This is a genomic window from Bacteroides cutis, assembly GCF_900241005.1.
GTDB classification, from domain to species: domain Bacteria; phylum Bacteroidota; class Bacteroidia; order Bacteroidales; family Bacteroidaceae; genus Bacteroides; species Bacteroides cutis.
In genome coordinates, this window is sequence record NZ_OEST01000003.1 from 357723 (window position 1) to 376710 (window position 18988).

Here is an 18988-nt window from a genome sequence, read left to right on the forward strand (position 1 = left end):
TCTTATTTTTCAGTTTTATTTCTCCATTCATCCAGTGGCAGGTAGTATTGTACTCCTTTATCTTTCCGTTCAAAGATTAGCTTCTTGGCTGGGTTTTGAATACGGTGCAATTGTGGTTTAGATTTGCAATTCACTACAATATAAAGCCATGCACTGTTTCCTAGTTGTGCCAACCGGTTCATTTCATTCTCCGACAGCATAACTCCATCGATCCCTGAACGCCCTTTGACCTCAATATAACGTTTAATATCCAACTTGTTGATGCTCCGGATATCATATCCTAAGTTTTGGCTGGAAACATCTTCCGCTTGCCATTCATTGGCTGTTTCATATTCGATAGCCATGTTCATAGCTATGGCTTCTACTTCATCGTCTCTTTTCATACCGTAATGTTGCTCATACTCCATTTGGCTGAGGGGGACGACATAAGCACATCCCAATATTTCCGGAGCTTTGGGATTTATTTGAACCATTTGCTCCATTTCGCGTATGCGTTCATCTTTTTTGCGAAGTAGTTCTGCTTTTCGTTCCATCTTATGCAGTAGCTTTTCCTGTATTTTTACATCTCCCAATAACACCTTACCTTGCAATTCATTAATCTCTATGTCCAAATCCATGATAATCTGACTGAATGCAGTCTGCAAATATTCTTTCCGCTTTGTAGCATCTGATTCTACAATCTCTTGCGTAGAGGTGAACAGAGGTAAGGTGATATTCTCGAATGCCCATTCGGTGACTTCTTCATTACCTATAACAGCAGGAGGAGTGATTTGCTTGGCAAATTGAAGGGGTGCATGCAGATCCAGAAACTTGGCCGGTGAAGTTGCATGAAACACTCCATTATTAGTTTGATAGACAAAACTAAGCTGCTCATTAGCTATACTGTCGTCTCCTTTGTTAGGACGGTTATCTGTGATTTGATTTTTAACGTAAAAAGCAAAATAGTCTTCAGTATCTTCCGGTGAAACGAGAATCGTACCTTTCAGCATTTCGTCTCTGAAAGAATCGCGCACACAATCAATGAGTGCATCAAACAAAGCATTACCCGGATTGATATAGTGTACCTTACCCAATATGGCATTGGTGTTCTGATAGTCCAGGAATATGTGCTTATCGAAACAGAACAATAATTTATTGATATTTTCAGCATAGATGTTATAATCATCTTTTAGACGTTTGGAAAGTACATCCGGAATATTTTCTATTTGATAAATTCCGTCATGTATCATCCTATATTTGCCTCCTAAATAGCTGAAAGTCCTTTCAAAAAACAGACGAATATAAATCGGTTGCAATCGTTTCTCGTCAGAGTGTTCTTTGAGAATACGAGCATCTTTATAATCGACTTCACTATGAGCGATTACTTTTTGTTGTTCTTCTATCTTATTCCGGAATACTTTCTCAATGATGATTTCATCCTGTTCTATAAACTGATCAAAAGAAGATTCTTTTCCATCAAAAACGGAAGTTATAATAGCATCCAGACTAACATCCTTCAGTACATCTTGAATAACATCATAAACGCGGTCATCACCCATGCTTTGACGAATAATATCCAACTTTATCAGTAAACGGGACAATACTTGCCCTTCCCGCGTGTTGTCCGCCACCATATTGAAGACCAGTACATCATTCTTCTGTCCATAGCGGTGGATACGTCCCATGCGTTGCTCTAAGCGATTAGGGTTCCAAGGGATATCCCAATTTATTAGCAATCTACAAAATTGAAGATTGATACCTTCGCCAGCAGCATCGGTCGCAATGAGTATTTGGGTTTCGGGAGACATGAAATCCCATTGTGCCTGGCGGCGTTCATCGACAGATAAGCCTCCATGAATGACTGCTACCTTATAGCCGTTGTTACTTAAACGTTCTCTCAAATAGAGCAATGTGTCCTTGTGCTCTGTGAAAATAACCAGTTTTTCACCATTGATAACTCCCTGACTTTTCAAGAGCTCTTTTAGCTCAATGTATTTCTTTTCTTCTTGATTTTGATTGTACAGGTTGTTCGCCATCTCATAAAGACGTTTCACTTCTTGAGCTTCGGTCTGTATCTCTGCTAAACTTTTTGAAGTGGTGAACAGTTTGAATTTTCGAGGGTCAGATAGGATACCATCCAACGCATCCCGTTCATCGTCTTCCAGGTCATCGTATTGGTCGATGCTATCCACATCCAGTTCTTCTAACTTCTGACGTTGTTTCCATATGTTAGGATTCTTGCCTACTTCATCCACTATGCCTTGTAACGCAATCCAACGTTTGTATAATGTGTTTTTGATGGCAAAAATAGAACTGACTAATCGTCGTTGCATTACAGCCAAAGCCAAAGATACATGAATGTTCCTTGTTTCGGCTGCTTCTTCTTTCTGCTTGGTCAGATAGTTGGTAACATTGTCATAGAGTCGCTTCTCTTCTGGTGTCAATTGAAAAGATACTGTTCTGGTATATCGATCCTTGTATAGATTGTTGCCATTCCAGTCTTTCATGTCCTCCTTTAATCGGCGTATGAAAAACTTATTCAGCCCATCTTTACTTAATTCTTTTACTCTGTCGGCAGCAATATCCTCTGTTGCAAAGATATCTTCGTCTAATAATTGAAGAAGTTTTTTGAACGTATCAGTTCTTCCTCTATGTGGGGTAGCTGTCAACAGCAAGATATGTTCACATTGTTGAGAAAGTAAGTGTGCAGCTTCATATCGCTTTGACTTATATGTTTTTTGCCCATATTCATAAGCCGATAGCTTATGAGCTTCATCAAAGATGACTATATCCCAGTTTGTATTGCTGACAATGTTCAACACATCCTCCCGACAAATGAAATCAATAGAAGCTACCACTTTATTTGCCGAACGAAAAATGGTAGGGTCAGCATTAAATATGCTTCTATTGACAAGCGTAAACGGAATATTAAATTTTACTCCCATTTCATCTTCTTGCCATTGTTTGGTCAGGCCGCCTGGGGTGATAATAAGTATACGCTCAATGATCTTTCGCATTAATAGTTCCTTTAATAATAAGCCTGCCATAATTGTTTTTCCTGCACCTGTATCATCTGCCAGCAGAAAACGTATCTTAGGTTGGGGAAGCAAAAATTTGTATACGGCTTCTACTTGGTGGGGTAGTGGATCTACAACACTACAATTGATGGCAAATAGAGGATCAAATTGATAAGCAGAATTTATTCTTTCTGCTTCTGCAAATAATACAAATTTATCGGGATCGCCCTTGAAATTGAACTCTCCATCAGATGTCAATACTTCTAAAGAACTGAACTGTTCTTCTGTAATCACCTTGGAACTGCTTTTATTCGTATTTACTCCTGTAAATTTGAGCGAATACATAGTTCCTAATTTCTGTATTTTGTTAACAACAACAGCTTCTGTTGGTATTAGATTCTTTATTATATTGCCGACTTCAATCATTGTTAGAGGATTTTATAAGATCTTTTACGTCCATTTGAAGGACTTCTGCTATCTGAAATAAGACTTCCAAACTGGGCTGTCTTCTATTGTAAACATAAGAATTGACAATACAGAAACTTTTTCCAAGTTTTTCTGCCAGCCAGGTTTGTTTGATACCTTTTTCTTCAAGCACTTCTTTTATCCGATTCATAGGTTTGTCCATCACAAAATTCTTAATTGTTAAACAAAGATATAAAACAATCTGCTATAAAAAGAGAAAAGAGGATGATTATTTCTCTTGGGAGGGTAAAAAGAGGTGGTAAAGTGTCTACTTAATATCCTTATTTCATGGTATCACAGGTCTGATATACTATCTATTGGGATTAGAAAACTCTTTATACGAAAATAACGATATATTCAGCTGCAAAGTGTAATATCCATCTAATAGATAGGGTCACTTCGATGTTGAAAGTTGTGACGGATGAGTAGAGAATTAGCCACGAACTGACGAATAAGGAAATGAATACATAAAGACACAATGAAACAATAAAACAATAAACTGACGGACAGGGAGAATTAACGACGGGTGGCTTTGCCAGTTAATCAGATTGTAGTGTCGAAATAGGTAGAGATGAATTATAATCAGGGAATGGAACAAAGAATAGCCATATTTACTTTTATTTTGTATAACTTGGGTATAACAGAATTTATTGAAGAAATACCCTCGGATGTTACTTGCGTCTTAAATGCATCCTATCAGTGTCTTTCTAAGATATTTATTTCCATGTATTACCTTTCGGGATTTAATTTTATCGGCACTTTCTTCATTACGAGCCTAAATCCCTGCTAAGAGACTAATGCGGAAGCCGTGAGAGATAATTTCATATCCACTTTGCGTTCTGCAATAATAGTAGTAGCTGACCAATGTTTGCCCTAGGGGATTGTTTGTAAGTTATTTTAAAAAGTACTTATTGCTAAGCTTATTAATTTTCAATAGGCATTCTACCTTGTGTATCTTTGCTGAATCGATTTCCATCTTCAACAGCCGTATTACCTCCCCACCCGTTTCATTGACAATTCCGATTAGTGCATCTTTTATAATATCCGGTTCAACACGGTTAAGAGTACGTCTATGTATCTGTTCTAATAATACTTCGGGATCTGTCACGCCATTAAGTATACACTCTAATGTCTTTTTATAACTTTTTGAATCTGTTATTACACCATTGTAGACAGACATTCAACTTGGTAAATTTATAGACAAATTTTTTGTTTAAGTCGAATATCCGACGGTCATACTGACAAAGGTGCTGAATTCCCGTTACTCTTCCTGCCAGGAAGTTGTTTGATAAAATATGAATTCTCTAACTTTTTTGAAAAATAACTTTCAAGAACTCGCCAAATAGACATCCGATAGACTCTGGTACTTTTTATTGCAACTTCGCCTATTGCATTTTCAATTAATAAATTACGAAATTTATCTAATTTGCTAGTTAAGATTATTAGTGTCCCATTAAAATTGGGACGAATTAAAAATTAAATAAACTTGGCCCATTTGGTCCGAATCGTTCTTTGTCCTTTTGAAATTTAGTTTTATCAAAGAGGTCTCTCAGATGAGTCTTATCAGTCAATGAGATGCTCAGTATTTGTAATATTTCATATGTACTTCTGTCCAGCTGCATATCGTGTTGAATGATTGCCACCAAACAGTAAGCGCATATAGCAGCATATATCTGTATTCGAACAGCATTCTCTGTAGTTCCCCAAAATCTTTTGATTTTAAGGTGCTGCTTGAGCCATTTGAAAAACAGCTCTACCTGCCAGCGATTTTTATAAAGTTCAGCAACTTGAAGCGCAGATATATGCATCGCATTGGTTATGAATGTAAACTCTCGTTCTTGTTCTTCATCCCAATATTTAACCAGTCTAAGTGGCTCTGGGTAATATTGTTTAGGATAGAATCCAGTCAGAAGTACACTTGCGTCTGAAAGCACATTCTTAGGCAGCCTACGTTTCCATTGGATGGATTTGTATTGAAAATTCTTTTTTGCTCTGACAACAAAGTAGGCTTCAATTTGATGAATTTTATACAGCATTTTGAAGTTGTTATAACCGCGGTCAAAGATGTAATAAGAACTTGATTCATAGGGAATTTCAATCATAACTTTAGAATCATGTATGGATGCTTCCGTGATATGAAAGAATGCAGGAATCTGTGTTTCCACATCATATAATGTATGCACTTTGATACCACCTTTCTTTTTGCGGAATTTTGTCCACCAAAAGACTGAAAGGCACAGGTCAATAGTTGTCGAATCGAAAGCATAAACGTTACCGCCAAGTTTGAAAATATGATTAGCACACTTTTGTCGTGCTTCGCTAACCAGGTAGTAAGCATATTCTTCAAAGATGTGATAATCTCTATCTTGATTTGCTCTTGCCAGCGATGATTTTGATACATTTTTACCCATTCCTAAATGATAACATTTGGAATGATGAGCTTCAAGGGCAACTATCAAATCTCGCAGACTTTCACGATTAGAAAGTTGACCAAACATCAAAGCATGTAGTTGATTCCAACAGGTGAAGTGCTTCACATATTTATCACCAACATACTTGGTGACTATGCGGTTAAACTTACTTCGATTCAGAAATGAAGCCAATTGAGCGAAAACGTATTTGTCTTGGAACATATGCTATCGGATTAATCTGATGCAAAGCTATAAATTCAAGTCCGTTCGCTCGAAAAATCGCTGTAACTAACTAAATTTCAAATATTTCAAAGAACTCTTTTAGATTTTAATGGGACAGCAATGTAGTGTAATATATTAGAAACCATTATAGAATAAATAAGTCTATAAAATTGATTTATTGGAATTTACAGGAGTCGAACAGTTGCCGATATTGCGATATACTTATCAAATATTTATCCCATTATTGTCACGTGTGTCGTATAAGTGATTGATAATCAGATATTGTTACTTTTGAGGAAGGAAGTAAATATAGATTTAAGAAAACCGTCGTAGGCAAATGTTTACGACGGTTTTTTTGTAGGCATATCTATTAAAAACAATATTTTATCCTTTTTTCAATACACTGTTTACTACCCTTATGGAAGATACCAGTTTATTGGTTGAGGTAAATACATCCACATTCCATACATGTGATGAACGGCCTTTGTGTACAATAGTTCCTATGGCACGTACCGTATCGCCTTCGTGTGCAGAGGATATGTGATTACCGCTGACTTGCATTCCCACGACGATTTCATCGGGTTGACAAATTATCATGGAACCAAGTCCTGCAACGGTTTCTGCCAATGCCAAAGTGGCACCTCCATGCAAGATACCAAAAGGTTGGCGGGTACGTTGGTCAACAGGCATGGTTGCTTCTATACGGTCTTCAGAAGCATATGTATACTGAATACCCAGGTTTCCCATTAATGCATGGCGTGCGCGTGCATTCAGTACATCAAGGGGAATCTCAGCAGCATGTACTTCTGCTAAAATCATTTTCTCAACAGCTTGTGCAACGCCGTCTTCTTCGTTTGATGCGGTAACATAGTCGGCGCAAACTTTTACAGAATCTTGCGAATGTCCCATAGCGATTCCCATACCTGCCAGTTGAAGCATTGTCACATCGCAAACCCCATCTCCAATGGCGATCACTTCTTCGCGTTTTATATTTAGTTTCTCCATTAAAGCTCCTAATGTGTTTGCTTTGTCAATTCCACAAGGTACTACTTCCAGAAAATAAGGTTCCGAACGGAAAACGTCTAATGTTCCGTTCAACTGTCTTCTCCAATGATCTTCCAGGACAATCAGTGCTTCCTCATCATTACTGACCAGCATACATTTGCAGGGGGGGAAGTCTACAGCCGTGGAAAATTCGTCTTCTTTAATTATTTTTTGGTTGTTTAGTACTGCTTCACTGATGATGTATTCATTCTCCGGAGTATCTGTTATGATAATATCATCATGGTAGGTGAAGATGGCAAAATTGTTTTTTCGCGCTTTCTTTTCCAGATAAGGTAACATTTCAGGATTGATACGTCTTTCAAACAAGATCTCTCCATTTTGTGCTTTGATTATTTGACATCCATTATAAGAAAGAATAAATCCTCCGTAATTTCCTAATTCAAGGGTTTTGGCCAATGGCATCAATCCGTAGGTCGGTCTGCCGGAAGCTAATACAATACGTACACCCATTTGCTGAACCTTTAGCAAAGCAGCCAATGTTCGGTTACTGATTTCTCTTGCGTTATTGAGAAGTGTTCCGTCTACATCGAGAACTAATAATTTGTATTTCATGACGACTCAATTGTTGGTTTATATAACAAAGTTATTAAAATGAAAGTTGTGACCGAAATTCTTTTTGAGAAAAACAATATTCTTTCTGAAAAAACTACTTAAATAGGATTGATCAACGAAGTTCGGTTGTATAACAAATACTTTTTTTGCTGATTTTATAGGGTTCTTTCCATTTCAGCGCTCATAGTAGTAGAAAACCTTTAAAATTATGCTATATGAAAAAGTTGGTAGAGTTTACTTTGGGATGTTTGCTGATACTCTTATATGTTGGAGCCACTCTATTATATGCACAGAATTCTGCGTTAAATAACTTTATTATTACAGGTGTTGTAAAAGACAAAGATAATAGGAAGAAGTTGGATAATGTAAATGTATCTGTTGTAGGAACCAATATAGGTACAATGACTAATGCGGATGGAATATTTTCTCTGAAAGTTACAGAAACCGGTATGTTCGATCGTTATGTCAGCAATATTCGTTTCAAGGATGAAACTCTTGAAGATGTGTTACGTGTTATTAATAAGGAATCTTCCTTTTGACAGATAGAAACGTCTTCTCCAGTTTTAAACAAAAAGAAACTGACAGTTGAGTTTTTTAATAATCCTCCGGAATCGGTGGCCGAACTTGTTTGTTGGACATTCGGCCTGAAGTGTATCCGCCAGGGTAATAAATTGATACTATCTCAATAGTTGGAACTGTGGTAAAGGAAAGACATATGAAACTGTATCGACTTATACTGACTTTATTTGTATTGCTTTTTATTACGGGTAACGTGAAAGCGGATGGAGATGATATGTTGGAATATATTGTTCGGTTACCGAAAATGAGAATAACGGTTTATTCTCTATTAGGTAAAATATCTGAATTCGGCAGTCTCATTCCTTTGTAGGAGGTTCTCATTCGACTAGTGGAACCTCAAAAACTACTTCGTGAAATAATGGAGTCTCGGAAGAGAAACTACTTATCCGTATCGGTCTATCTGACAACTTTTTATAGGGAAGGTGTTTGTTTGAAGGATAAATTTCAGAGCTTGACAGAAGCTGTTTTTTAAGTATATAAATCTCCGGTATTGGAATCGGATGCTGTAGACCAGGTAAAACCTCTCAAAATGAGTCGGATTGATAATCGTGAAAGTACAGATAGCTTGATTGCCAAGATTAAATCAGGCGTTGAGACTTATCTACAACTCGATATTGTGAAAAATATACCTGATTTTCTTTCTTTTGAGCCGAATAGTGGTTTATATGTGTATACCTCTGGTGATATTGTATCCATCGATGACCAGATTGCTTATGTGGTTTATTTTGAATAAGGGAAGGGAATAAAAGAACCCTTGTTTTGTGGTGAGCTATATATTGATACGGAGAATAGCGCTTTGTTACAAGTACGGTTTGAAATACAACCTAAATATGTCAAAGCGGTATTACGTACTTTTTCGTTTCCATCGGGGAGAACGGTTACCGACTCGTACAATTCTTGCCGATACCGATTTTTAGTATGATGAAGCTTTTTGAGAAGATTTTAATGTAATACCACTCGAAGAAGAGTTCGATAATATTATTGAAAAGATGATATTGAAGATAGAACGGACAGATGTTTTCGATTGAATTTCAAACTTATAAATATTATTAATTGATGTATCGCAAATTATATTTTCATTTTTTATTGTATTTTTGCGCCTGGTATTAGTTTAACTAAAAAGATTGGAATAATGAGATTACCTGAAGAGCCGATGATGCTGTATAGCTTCATTAACATGAAATTGCGTGATTTCTATCCTTCATTGGATGCACTTTGTGAGGATATGAATGTAGAAAGAGAAGAAATTATCCGGAAGTTGAAAACCGTGGGGTTTGAATATAATCCTGGGCGGAATAGATTTTGGTAATTATTCTGATTTTGATAAAAAAGCAGGGGCTGTGTCTTTCGTAGATGCGGCTCCTGCTTTTTTTGTTAATAAACACAAAATAGGCGTTTTCGTATTTAACTTTCTGTCTTTTTATCTTTCTAAGATATAAAACATACGAAAGTAGATGATAAATGAAGATAAAGTTCGGCAAACATATATTTCTAATCGCGAACGTGGATTTAAAATGTTGATGGATTACTTTCAGGAGCCTATCTATCATTATATACGTCGTTTGGTGGTTTTGCATGAAGATGCTCAGGATGTACTGCAAGAAGTTTTTATTCAGGTATATCGTCATTGGGAACAGTTTCGTAATGAAAGTTCATTGAGTACTTGGATATACCGTATTGCAACCAATGAAAGTCTGCGGTTATTGAATAATAGAAAAAACAGGGAAACCATCTCAACGGAAGATGTTCAGGAAATGCTGATTGATCGTTTGAGGGCTTCCGATTATATAGATTATGAAAATGAATTGGTGGTGAGGTTTCAGAAGGCTTTGTTAAGGTTACCCGAGAAGCAAAGAGTGGTTTTTAACCTTCGTTATTATGATGAACTCGAGTATGAGGAGATTGCCCGGATATTGGATACTAAGGTTGATACGTTAAAAGTGAATTATCATTATGCTAAAGAGAAAATAAAAGAATACATATTAAACGGTTGAAACTATGAAAAAAGATTTTGATTTTGATGATATAGGAAAGAGGACACCATATCGTGTTCCTGAAGGATTTTTTGAAGAAATGCAGTGTAATGTGCGGAAACATACATACGGTAACCATCAGCGTAAGCGTCGTGTATGGACTATAATTTCCACCAGTATTGCTGTTGCGGCTATGTTGACCGGCTTTTTCTTTTTTCCTTCCAGGCATTGGCAAGATGCCGGAGATATTTCTGGTATGAACATACTGGAGACCGAAAATTGTACAGCGGTGACATCTACAGAAAAATGGATACGTGAAATCTCGGACGAGGAGCTGGAAGAGCTCGTCAGCTTCTCTGAAAGTGATATATTTTTAAACTAATAATGAATTTAAAGTAAGAACTTATGAAAACAAGATTTATTTATGTATTTTTGACATTCCTCATAGTAGGTAGCCAGTTCACTCTTTCTGCTCAGAACCCTAATCAGGGAAATGTGGATAAAAGACGTCATTTTACACCAGAACAGTTGATGCAGAAACAAGCTAATCAAATGATAAGAACCTTGATGTTGGATGATGCTACTGCAACTAAATTTGCACCGGTATATGAAAACTATCTGAAGGAATTACGAGATTGCCGGATGATAAATCATAAGTCGAAGCCTGTTATACAAGAAATCGGAAAAGAAGGAATAAAGCCGAAGTCCAATGCTATATTGACTGATGCTGAGGTGGAACAGCAGATAGAAGCACGTTTTGCTCAGAGTCGTAAAATTTTGGATATACGCGAGAGATATTATAAAGAGTTTCGTAAAATGTTGTCTCCTAAACAGATTATGAAGATTTATCAGACCGAAAAGAGTAATGCCAATAAGTTTAAAAAGGAGTTTGATCGTAGAAGAATGCAGATGGTGAAACAGGGGAAAGATAAGAAGAGAGAACGTAGATAAATTGACGATTTAAAGTTGGACACAAACACGTTTTTTTATCTCATTTATCGGAACATTCTGATTTGCATTGTTTTGTGCTCTGGAATGGCTGTATATGCACAGTCCGGCAAAGTTCTTTTTGCCGGACGTGTTATTGATCAGGAAACGCAGGAACCTGTTCCTTATGCTACAGTACGGTTAATGTCTTTACCGGACAGTGTATTGGTGGCAGGTATTGCAACGGATAATAACGGATATTTTAAGATTTCTATTACCCGTTCCAAAGTCCGATCTTTATTGTTGAATGTTACTTTTGTGGGATATTCCCCTTGGAATAAAGAAGTTTATTTCTCTAAAAAAACATCATTGGATATTGGTACTGTTTCACTTTCATCCGACGGCTTTTTGCTAGGCGAAACAGTGATTGTCGGTAAAGCACCGATGGCGGTTACCGAACAGGACACTACCGTTTTCAATGCTTCAGCCTATCGTACTCCTGAGGGGTCAATGCTCGAAGAACTTGTGAAACAACTTCCGGGCGGAGAAATTGATGCGGATGGTAAATTGATGATTCATGGTAAAGAAGTGAAGAAGATTTTGGTGGATGGCAAGGAATTCTTTTCTGATGATCCTAAAGTAGCCCTGAAAAATCTACCGGTAGAAATGGTGGAAAAACTGAAAGCATACGAACGTAAGTCCGATTTGGAGCGTCTAACGGGAGTGGATGACGGAGAAGAAGAAATGATCCTCGATTTATCCGTAAAGAAAGGGATGAAAACCGGTTGGATGAACAATTTTATGGCAGGTGCTGGTACTAAAGAGAGATATGAAGTTGCCAATACCTTGAACCGTTTTCGTGATGACTCTCAGTTGACTGTCATCGGTAATCTTAATAACACTAACAATCAAGGATTTTCCGAATTACAACAGGAATCTGCTTCGGCGAGTGGTAATGCCCGCGGACAAACCGGATTGACCAAATCTCGTTCTTTAGGTATGAATATGAGTCATGATTGGCAACATGTGAAGTTCCGTTCAAATATCCAATATAGCGGTAAAGATCATGTAGAGAATAGTCGGACTCATACAGATAATATTCTGAAACAAAATAATTCTGTCACCGAGAGCACAGGAAATAATTATTCCCAAAATAATAATGTAGTAGCTAATGTCTCTTTGGAATGGAAAATCGATTCTCTGACCACCTTGATTTTTCGTCCTCAATATCGCTATACTTCCAACGACCGTTCCGGAAGTGGCCATCAGCGGGGATTGGAGAATGATGTCCTGTTGAATGAACGAAATTCTTCTAATGAAAATTATAATTCACGTCATAATCTGACAATGATGTTACAACTGAGCCGTAAACTCAGTCGTAAAGGGCGTAATATAGCCTTAAAATTCGATTATGGTCTGAATTCTTCGGATGTGAAGCGTCAAAATTTTTCTACTACTCACTATTTTAAGAATGGCAGAAAGAAAGTAGTAAACCAGAAAATCAATACAGGTGAAGATGGCTCTAATTATCGGTTGCAACTGGTATATTCCGAGCCATTACCCTGGATGCATTTTTTGCAATTCCGATATAGCTATCAAAATCGTACTACTAATTCAGACCGTTTTGTCTATAACTGGGATAATGAGACGGAAGACTTTGTTGCTGACTATGATAGCTTGTCAAGTAATTGTTTTGAAAACCAATATAGTACCCATCTTTTCAATCTTGGTGTCCGTACCAATCGTAAAAAGTATAGCTACAATGTCGGTATTGATCTCGAACCGCAAAAGTCCGTCAGCCAGTCGTTTCTAGAGAATAAAGTACGGTATGAGATAGAGAAGAATGTTTTTAATTTCTCTCCGACAGTCAATTTTCGTTATAAACACTCGAAGCGTACTCAGTTACAAATTATTTATCGGGGTAGGAGTCGCCAGCCCAGAATTACCGATCTGCAACCTGTGGCTGATGCATCCAATCCTCTGAATATCCGTATGGGAAATCCGAATTTAAAACCTTCCTATACTAATACGTTCACTTTGAATTATCGTACTTATAATGTGAAACATCAGCGTAACATGGTACTTGCTCTTCAGGCAGAGAATGTGTTGAATAATGTCACTAATATGGTGACCTATGATGATGAGACTGGTGGGCGTATTACAAAGCCTGTCAATCAAAATGGGAACTGGAATATTTCCGGTTCTTTCTCTTTGAATACACCTGTTTTTAGTAAGAATTTATTACTTCGTAATTATTCTTTTATACGTTTTCGGAACCAGAACGGTTTTACTAATCTTTCCAAAGAAGCTCCTATTAAAAGTACCGTCAAGCATCTTACTATGCGCGAACGATTACAATTGACTTATCGTACTACTTTGTGTGAAGTGACTGCACGGGGAGAATTGGTTTGTAATAATTCTCATAATAATGTGCGTGATACCCGGACTGAGACATACGACTATCGGATAGGTGGGGATATACAATTTTACTTGCCTTGGGAATTTGAATTGTTTACCGAGGCCACTTATTTCATTCGTTCGGGGTATGGCTATGAAAGTAATAGTCGTGAGAATATCATCTGGAACTGCCAATTATCCAAGTCTTTTCTGAAGCGAAAGCAACTTTTGCTTCGATTGAAGGTTTATGATGTCTTGCGACAGGAAAATTCTTTAGTCCGTACTGTTACTGCAACAGCTATTCGTGATGCCGATTACAATTCACTAGGATCGTATGCAATGTTACACGTAATATGGCGATTAAATAGAATGGGAAAAAGAAAATAAATCTTTTACCTTAAAACTTCACTGGGGCTAAATTGTTGTAAGCACTATGCAGTAAACAAAGAGGTTTCATGAAGTTATTTCAAAAAATAAAAGGTTGGAAAACAGTTCGTGGCTGGCATATCTGGAAACTGAAATTAGTGGATGCCCGTTTGTATTTTGTCAGCATGATTGTGGGATTGCTGACTGGACTTATTGCTGTACCCTATCATTATCTCTTATTTTATCTACTGCAGATTCGCAGTGATTTTTTCGCTTCTCATCCTGTCTGGTATTGGCATATACCTTTGTTCCTGTTTTTCTGGGGAATTCTGATATTTGTATCCTGTCTGGTTAAGAGGATGCCTCTTATCAGTGGTGGAGGTATTCCGCAAACACGTGGTGCCATCAATGGACGTGTCACTTATAAACACCCGTTTATAGAAATGATATCAAAGTTTGTCGGTGGTATCCTCGCTGTTTCTGCCGGACTCTCATTGGGACGTGAAGGACCTTCCGTGCAGATTGGTTCGTATGTAGGCAGCCTTGTTTCCCGATGGACACACATTTTGACAGGAGAACGGAAACAACTTCTTGCCGCTGGGGCCGGAGCTGGGCTTGCTGCCGCTTTTTCGGCACCCCTGGCATCGTCATTGATCGTCATTGAATCTATTGAACGTTTTGATGCGCCTAAAACTGCTATAACCACTTTACTTGCAGGTGTGGTGGCAGGTGCCGTGGCGAGTCTGGTCTTTCCTGTAAACCCTTATCATCTGATAGAAGTCACCGAACCTGTAATAGCCTTCTTTGTGCAGATGAAATATTTTCTGATATTGGCAGTCATTGTTTCCATTTCAGGGAAAATCTATTCGTCGATTATGATTGCCTTCAAACGTGCATATGGTAAAACAAACACTCCGGGATACATCCGGTTACTTTATCTGATATTGGTAGCCTACATCATTTCATTGATGCAGGTAAACCTGACGGGAGGTGGCGAACAGTTTCTCTTGGCGCAGGCACAGAATGGCAGTACAGATATCATGTGGGTAATAGCTATAATGTTGTTACACTTTGGTTTCTCCGTTTTTTCCGAATCTTCGGGCCTTCCGGGCGGTAACTTTATTCCAACCTTAGTGACGGGTGGTTTAATGGGACAAGTGATAGGGTTGATAGGCGTAAAATATGGTATTATCCAATATGAAAATATAAGTTACGTCATGTTGATAAGTATGTCTGCCTTTCTGGTGGCAATTGAACGTACACCTTTAACAGCCATTGTACTGATAACCGAAATAACGGGACATTTTGAAGTGTTCTATCCTTCGGTAGTAGTGGGAGGGTTAACTTACTATTTCACGGAACTGCTTCAAATGCGTCCCTATAATGTTATTTTATACGAAGATATGATCCATGCTCCCGATTTCAAAGAAGAAGCGCGATATACCCTTTCGGTGGAAATAATGACGGATTCTTACCTGGATGGCAAACTGGTGGATGAGCTTTCCTTGCCCGAACGCTGTGTCATCATCAATGTACACCGGGATGGAAAAAATCTGGTCCCCTCAGGAACACAATTAATTCCGGGAGACCAGGTACAGATTGAAATGGATTCACAGGACATAGAGAAACTCTATGAGCCGCTTGTCAGTATGGCTAATATCTATTAGGCAAGATTACCGATTTCATCCAGATTTTTCTGGATATCATCATCGGTCAGTGAATAGTTCACCAAATCACCGGAGAGATACTTGTCATACGATGCCATGTCGATGAGTCCGTGTCCGGAGAGATTGAACAGAATTACCTTTTCTTCGCCTGTCTCCTTGCATTGGTTGGCTTCGCGGATAGCCGCCGCAATGGCATGGCAAGATTCCGGAGCCGGAATAATGCCTTCTACTTGTGCAAACAGGACACCTGCGTCAAATGATTCCAATTGCTTGATGTCCATAGCTTCCATCAATCCATCCTTCAACAACTGGGATACGATGACACCGGCACCATGATAACGCAAACCGCCCGCATGGATATTAGCGGGAGCAAAGTTATGTCCCAGTGTAAACATTGGTAACAATGGTGTATATCCGGCTTCATCCCCGAAATCATACTGAAATTTACCACGTGTCAGCTTCGGGCAAGAGGCAGGTTCGGCAGCTACGAAACGAGTTTGCTTTCCTTCAAGGATATTGTGGCGCATAAACGGGAAGGCAATGCCGCCAAAATTGGAACCACCGCCGAAACAGGCGATAATCGTATCGGGATATTCACCTGCCATAGCCATTTGCTTTTCTGCTTCCAGTCCGATAACCGTTTGATGCAAAGTGACATGACTCAGAACTGACCCTAATGTATATTTACAGTTCGGAGTATTCTGGGCCAGTTCGATAGCTTCTGAAATGGCAGTTCCCAAAGAGCCTTGATGATTGGGATGGGCTGTCAATATATCTTTTCCCGCGCGGGTAGACATAGAGGGCGAAGGGGTAACTTGTGCACCGAACGTCTGCATGATACTACGACGGTAAGGCTTTTGCTCATAACTGATTTTTACCTGATAAACGGCAGCTTCTAACCCGAAAAGACGGGCAGCGTATGCCAATGAAGCGCCCCATTGGCCGGCTCCGGTTTCGGTGGTAACGTTCGTCACTCCCTCTTGTTTACAGTAATAAGCCTGCGGGATGGCCGAATTCAACTTATGTGAACCCATCGGGCTGACACTTTCATTTTTGAAATAAATATGTGCCGGCGTGCCGAGTGCTTTTTCCAGTCCGTAGGCACGTACCAACGGGGTACTGCGATAATACTTATACATTTCGCGTACAGCCTCCGGTATCTCAATCCATGCATCCTTCTGATTTAATTCCTGTCTGCAAAGTTCTTCGGCAAAGATAGGATACATGTCTTCGGGTTTCAACGGCTGTTTGGTAGCGGGATTTAATGGCGGCATGGGTTTGTTCACCATATCGGCCTGTATATTATACCAGTAATGTGGAATTTCGTCTTCCGGAAGAATAAATCTTTTTGTCTGATTACTCATAGTGGTTAAAACATTTAAAATAATTATTGAGCCCAAATGTAACCATTATTTTTAAACCAATTTCTTTTTTCTTTTGTTTTTTGTGTATGATGATAGATTTGGCTAAGTTTGTTGCGTCTCATTAATCTAAATATCCAATGAAAATTTATCATAAATTTCTTTTATATAAGAACAAGTGGATATATCCGTACATTCGTTTGACAATGGGTGTCATTACCGCTTTGACTTATTTGGCTTCTATCCTGTTGATTGTCGGACTGGTTTATGAACATGGCTTTATGATTTCTGCTGATGAGGCCAATCAATTGCAACATCTCTATCATGGAGTATGGATCGTGTTCCTGATGGATATATCTTTACACCTTTTGTTGGAGTATAAAGATACCCGACAGACATTCAGTAAATTAACCTGGATACTGACTGTCATGCTCTACTTGACATTGATTCCTGTGATTTTTCATCGTCCGGAAGTGGAGGGGGCGGTACAGTTTATCTGGGATTTTCTGAATGGCAAGCCTTATCATCTTGTTTTATTATTGTTACTCTCTCTCCTGAACCTGTCTTACGGTCTGGTCAGATTGCTGGGACGACGTACCAATCCTTCGCTTATTCTGGCGGTCAGTTTCTTGATAATCATATTTATAGGTACGGCATTGCTGATGTTGCCCCGCTCTACCTTCAATGGCATTTCTTGGGTCGATTCTCTGTTTGTCTCTACCAGTGCGGTATGTGTCACGGGATTGGTGTCTGTAGATGTTGCTTCTACATTTACCCCTACGGGTTTTGTCATTATTATTCTGCTCATTCAGATTGGCGGTTTGGGGGTGATGACGTTGACAAGCTTTTTTGCCATGTTCTTCATGGGCAATACATCGTTGTACAATCAGTTGGTGGTGCGTGATATGGTGAGCTCCAATTCCTTGAACTCACTGCTTTCCACTTTGGTTTATATTCTTGGCTTTACACTGGTTATCGAAGGAATTGGTATGCTTGCCATTTGGGGAGACATTCATGGAACTATGGGGATGGATGTACAGGAAGAATTGGCGTTCTCCGCTTTCCATTCCATATCGGCATTCTGTAACGCCGGATTTTCCACATTACCGGGCAATCTGGGCAATCCGTTGGTGATGAACGGACATAATCCATTCTATATTTATATATCTTTCCTTATCATATTGGGCGGCATCGGTTTCCCGATATTGGTTAACTTTAAGGATATCATCCTTTATCATCTACGTCGTTTCTGGAGAGGTCTACGGACTTGGCAGTGGGACGGACGTCGTTTTTATCATTTATACAATCTGAATACACGCATAGTATTGATCGTTACTTTCTTGTTGTTGGTACTTGGTACGGTCAGTATTGCACTGTTCGAGTGGAATGCTTCTTTTGCCGGTATGTCTGTGGCTGATAAATGGACACAAGCCTTTTTTAATGCCGCTTGTCCTCGTACGGCAGGTTTCTCCAGTGTCAATTTGGCCGGTTTCAGCATACAGACCTTGATGATTTATCTATTTCTGATGTGGGTTGGTGGTGGCTCGCAGTCTACTGCCGGCGGTATCAAAGTAAATGCCTTTGCCGTTGTGGTCTTGAATTTGATAGCGGTGCTGCGCGGAACGGAGAGGGTGGAAGTATTCGGTCGAGAACTTTCTTACGACTCTATCCGCCGTTCTAATGCCACAGTAGTGATGTCATTCGGTGTACTCTTTATCTTTATATTCATCATCAGCATGTTGGAACCGAAATTCTCTTTGCTGACTATCACCTTTGAGTGTGTGTCTGCCATCAGTACCGTAGGTTCCAGCCTGAATGCCACTCCTTATTTATGCGATACCAGTAAGTTGCTTGTCGCCTTGCTGATGTTTATCGGTCGTGTGGGATTATTGACTTTGATGCTGGGTGTCATCAAGCAGAAGAAACTTACGAAGTACCGTTATCCGAGTGGACAAATCATTATCAACTAAGTTATTAAATCTTTCTCTCATCGTAATTTATAATTTG

Annotated in this window: 13 protein-coding genes and 1 pseudogene; 9 read left to right on the forward strand and 5 right to left on the reverse strand. The window is 38.8% G+C overall.

Annotated elements, in window-relative coordinates; translation table 11 throughout:
* Positions 1-2: 2 nt before the first annotated feature.
* The 4 genes from C1A09_RS08795 to C1A09_RS08815 form a co-directional block, all read right to left on the reverse strand.
* Positions 3-3341, reverse strand: a complete 3339-nt coding sequence (locus C1A09_RS08795; protein WP_245874987.1) for a helicase-related protein — start codon at positions 3339-3341, stop codon at positions 3-5.
* Positions 3342-3414: 73 nt separating this feature from the next.
* Positions 3415-3624 (reverse strand): helix-turn-helix domain-containing protein, encoded by a 210-nt coding sequence (locus C1A09_RS08800; RefSeq protein WP_101543176.1) that lies wholly within the window; start codon positions 3622-3624, stop codon positions 3415-3417.
* Between the two features lie 1306 nt (positions 3625-4930).
* A complete protein-coding gene (locus tag C1A09_RS08810) occupies positions 4931-6094 on the reverse strand; it encodes an IS4 family transposase (RefSeq protein ID WP_101543178.1) in 1164 nt (387 codons plus the stop codon).
* A gap of 384 nt (positions 6095-6478) precedes the next feature.
* Positions 6479-7711 carry a Cof-type HAD-IIB family hydrolase gene (locus tag C1A09_RS08815; protein ID WP_101543179.1) on the reverse strand — a complete coding sequence of 411 codons (1233 nt, stop codon included), beginning with the start codon at positions 7709-7711 and terminating at the stop codon, positions 6479-6481.
* 215 nt (positions 7712-7926) lie between these two features.
* Between C1A09_RS08815 and C1A09_RS08820 the strand changes: the two genes are divergently transcribed.
* The 8 genes and pseudogenes from C1A09_RS08820 (at position 7927) to C1A09_RS08855 (ending at position 15620) form a co-directional block, all read left to right on the forward strand.
* Positions 7927-8250: a carboxypeptidase-like regulatory domain-containing protein gene (locus C1A09_RS08820; protein ID WP_180949201.1), complete on the forward strand. Its 324-nt coding sequence runs from the start codon at positions 7927-7929 to the stop codon at positions 8248-8250.
* Positions 8251-8600: 350 nt separating this feature from the next.
* A pseudogene (locus tag C1A09_RS16740) lies at positions 8601-9318 on the forward strand (hypothetical protein); the annotation flags it as partial.
* A 104-nt stretch (positions 9319-9422) separates the two neighbouring features.
* The gene (locus C1A09_RS08830; RefSeq protein ID WP_101543180.1) at positions 9423-9599 is read left to right on the forward strand and encodes a DUF4250 domain-containing protein; all 177 of its coding nucleotides are present in this window, start codon (positions 9423-9425) and stop codon (positions 9597-9599) included.
* 145 nt (positions 9600-9744) lie between these two features.
* Positions 9745-10284, forward strand: a complete 540-nt coding sequence (locus C1A09_RS08835) for an RNA polymerase sigma factor (RefSeq protein ID WP_101543181.1) — start codon at positions 9745-9747, stop codon at positions 10282-10284.
* Between the two features lie 4 nt (positions 10285-10288).
* Positions 10289-10645: a hypothetical protein gene (locus C1A09_RS08840; protein WP_101543182.1), complete on the forward strand. Its 357-nt coding sequence runs from the start codon at positions 10289-10291 to the stop codon at positions 10643-10645.
* A gap of 23 nt (positions 10646-10668) precedes the next feature.
* Positions 10669-11214, forward strand: coding sequence for a hypothetical protein (locus tag C1A09_RS08845; protein ID WP_101543183.1), 546 nt, complete (start codon positions 10669-10671; stop codon positions 11212-11214).
* Between the two features lie 84 nt (positions 11215-11298).
* Complete coding sequence (locus C1A09_RS08850) at positions 11299-13974, forward strand: outer membrane beta-barrel protein (RefSeq protein WP_101543184.1); 2676 nt, start codon at positions 11299-11301, stop codon at positions 13972-13974.
* A gap of 68 nt (positions 13975-14042) precedes the next feature.
* Positions 14043-15620, forward strand: coding sequence for a ClC family H(+)/Cl(-) exchange transporter (locus C1A09_RS08855; RefSeq protein WP_101543185.1), 1578 nt, complete (start codon positions 14043-14045; stop codon positions 15618-15620).
* Here C1A09_RS08855 and C1A09_RS08860 read toward each other — a convergent pair.
* The gene (locus tag C1A09_RS08860) at positions 15617-16984 is read right to left on the reverse strand and encodes a TrpB-like pyridoxal phosphate-dependent enzyme (protein WP_101543186.1); all 1368 of its coding nucleotides are present in this window, start codon (positions 16982-16984) and stop codon (positions 15617-15619) included. The genes C1A09_RS08855 and C1A09_RS08860 overlap by 4 nt on opposite strands.
* A 137-nt stretch (positions 16985-17121) precedes the next feature.
* On the opposite strand from C1A09_RS08860, the gene C1A09_RS08865 reads away from it, so the two are divergent.
* A complete protein-coding gene (locus C1A09_RS08865; protein ID WP_101543187.1) occupies positions 17122-18951 on the forward strand; it encodes a TrkH family potassium uptake protein in 1830 nt (609 codons plus the stop codon).
* Positions 18952-18988: the final 37 nt, after the last annotated feature.

What these genes read in the sequence shown, in the direction of transcription:
- C1A09_RS08830 (WP_101543180.1), top strand. Translation starts at nt 9,423, where the DNA reads ATGAGATTACCTGAAGAGCCGATGATGCTGTATAGCTTCATTAACATG.
- C1A09_RS08835 (WP_101543181.1), top strand. Translation starts at nt 9,745, where the DNA reads ATGATAAATGAAGATAAAGTTCGGCAAACATATATTTCTAATCGCGAA.
- C1A09_RS08860 (WP_101543186.1), bottom strand. Translation starts at nt 16,984, where the DNA reads ATGAGTAATCAGACAAAAAGATTTATTCTTCCGGAAGACGAAATTCCA.
- C1A09_RS08840 (WP_101543182.1), top strand. Translation starts at nt 10,289, where the DNA reads ATGAAAAAAGATTTTGATTTTGATGATATAGGAAAGAGGACACCATAT.
- C1A09_RS08865 (WP_101543187.1), top strand. Translation starts at nt 17,122, where the DNA reads ATGAAAATTTATCATAAATTTCTTTTATATAAGAACAAGTGGATATAT.
- C1A09_RS08810 (WP_101543178.1), bottom strand. Translation starts at nt 6,094, where the DNA reads ATGTTCCAAGACAAATACGTTTTCGCTCAATTGGCTTCATTTCTGAAT.
- C1A09_RS08795 (WP_245874987.1), bottom strand. Translation starts at nt 3,341, where the DNA reads ATGTATTCGCTCAAATTTACAGGAGTAAATACGAATAAAAGCAGTTCC.
- C1A09_RS08800 (WP_101543176.1), bottom strand. Translation starts at nt 3,624, where the DNA reads ATGGACAAACCTATGAATCGGATAAAAGAAGTGCTTGAAGAAAAAGGT.
- C1A09_RS08845 (WP_101543183.1), top strand. Translation starts at nt 10,669, where the DNA reads ATGAAAACAAGATTTATTTATGTATTTTTGACATTCCTCATAGTAGGT.
- C1A09_RS08815 (WP_101543179.1), bottom strand. Translation starts at nt 7,711, where the DNA reads ATGAAATACAAATTATTAGTTCTCGATGTAGACGGAACACTTCTCAAT.
- C1A09_RS08855 (WP_101543185.1), top strand. Translation starts at nt 14,043, where the DNA reads ATGAAGTTATTTCAAAAAATAAAAGGTTGGAAAACAGTTCGTGGCTGG.
- C1A09_RS08820 (WP_180949201.1), top strand. Translation starts at nt 7,927, where the DNA reads ATGAAAAAGTTGGTAGAGTTTACTTTGGGATGTTTGCTGATACTCTTA.
- C1A09_RS08850 (WP_101543184.1), top strand. Translation starts at nt 11,299, where the DNA reads ATGGCTGTATATGCACAGTCCGGCAAAGTTCTTTTTGCCGGACGTGTT.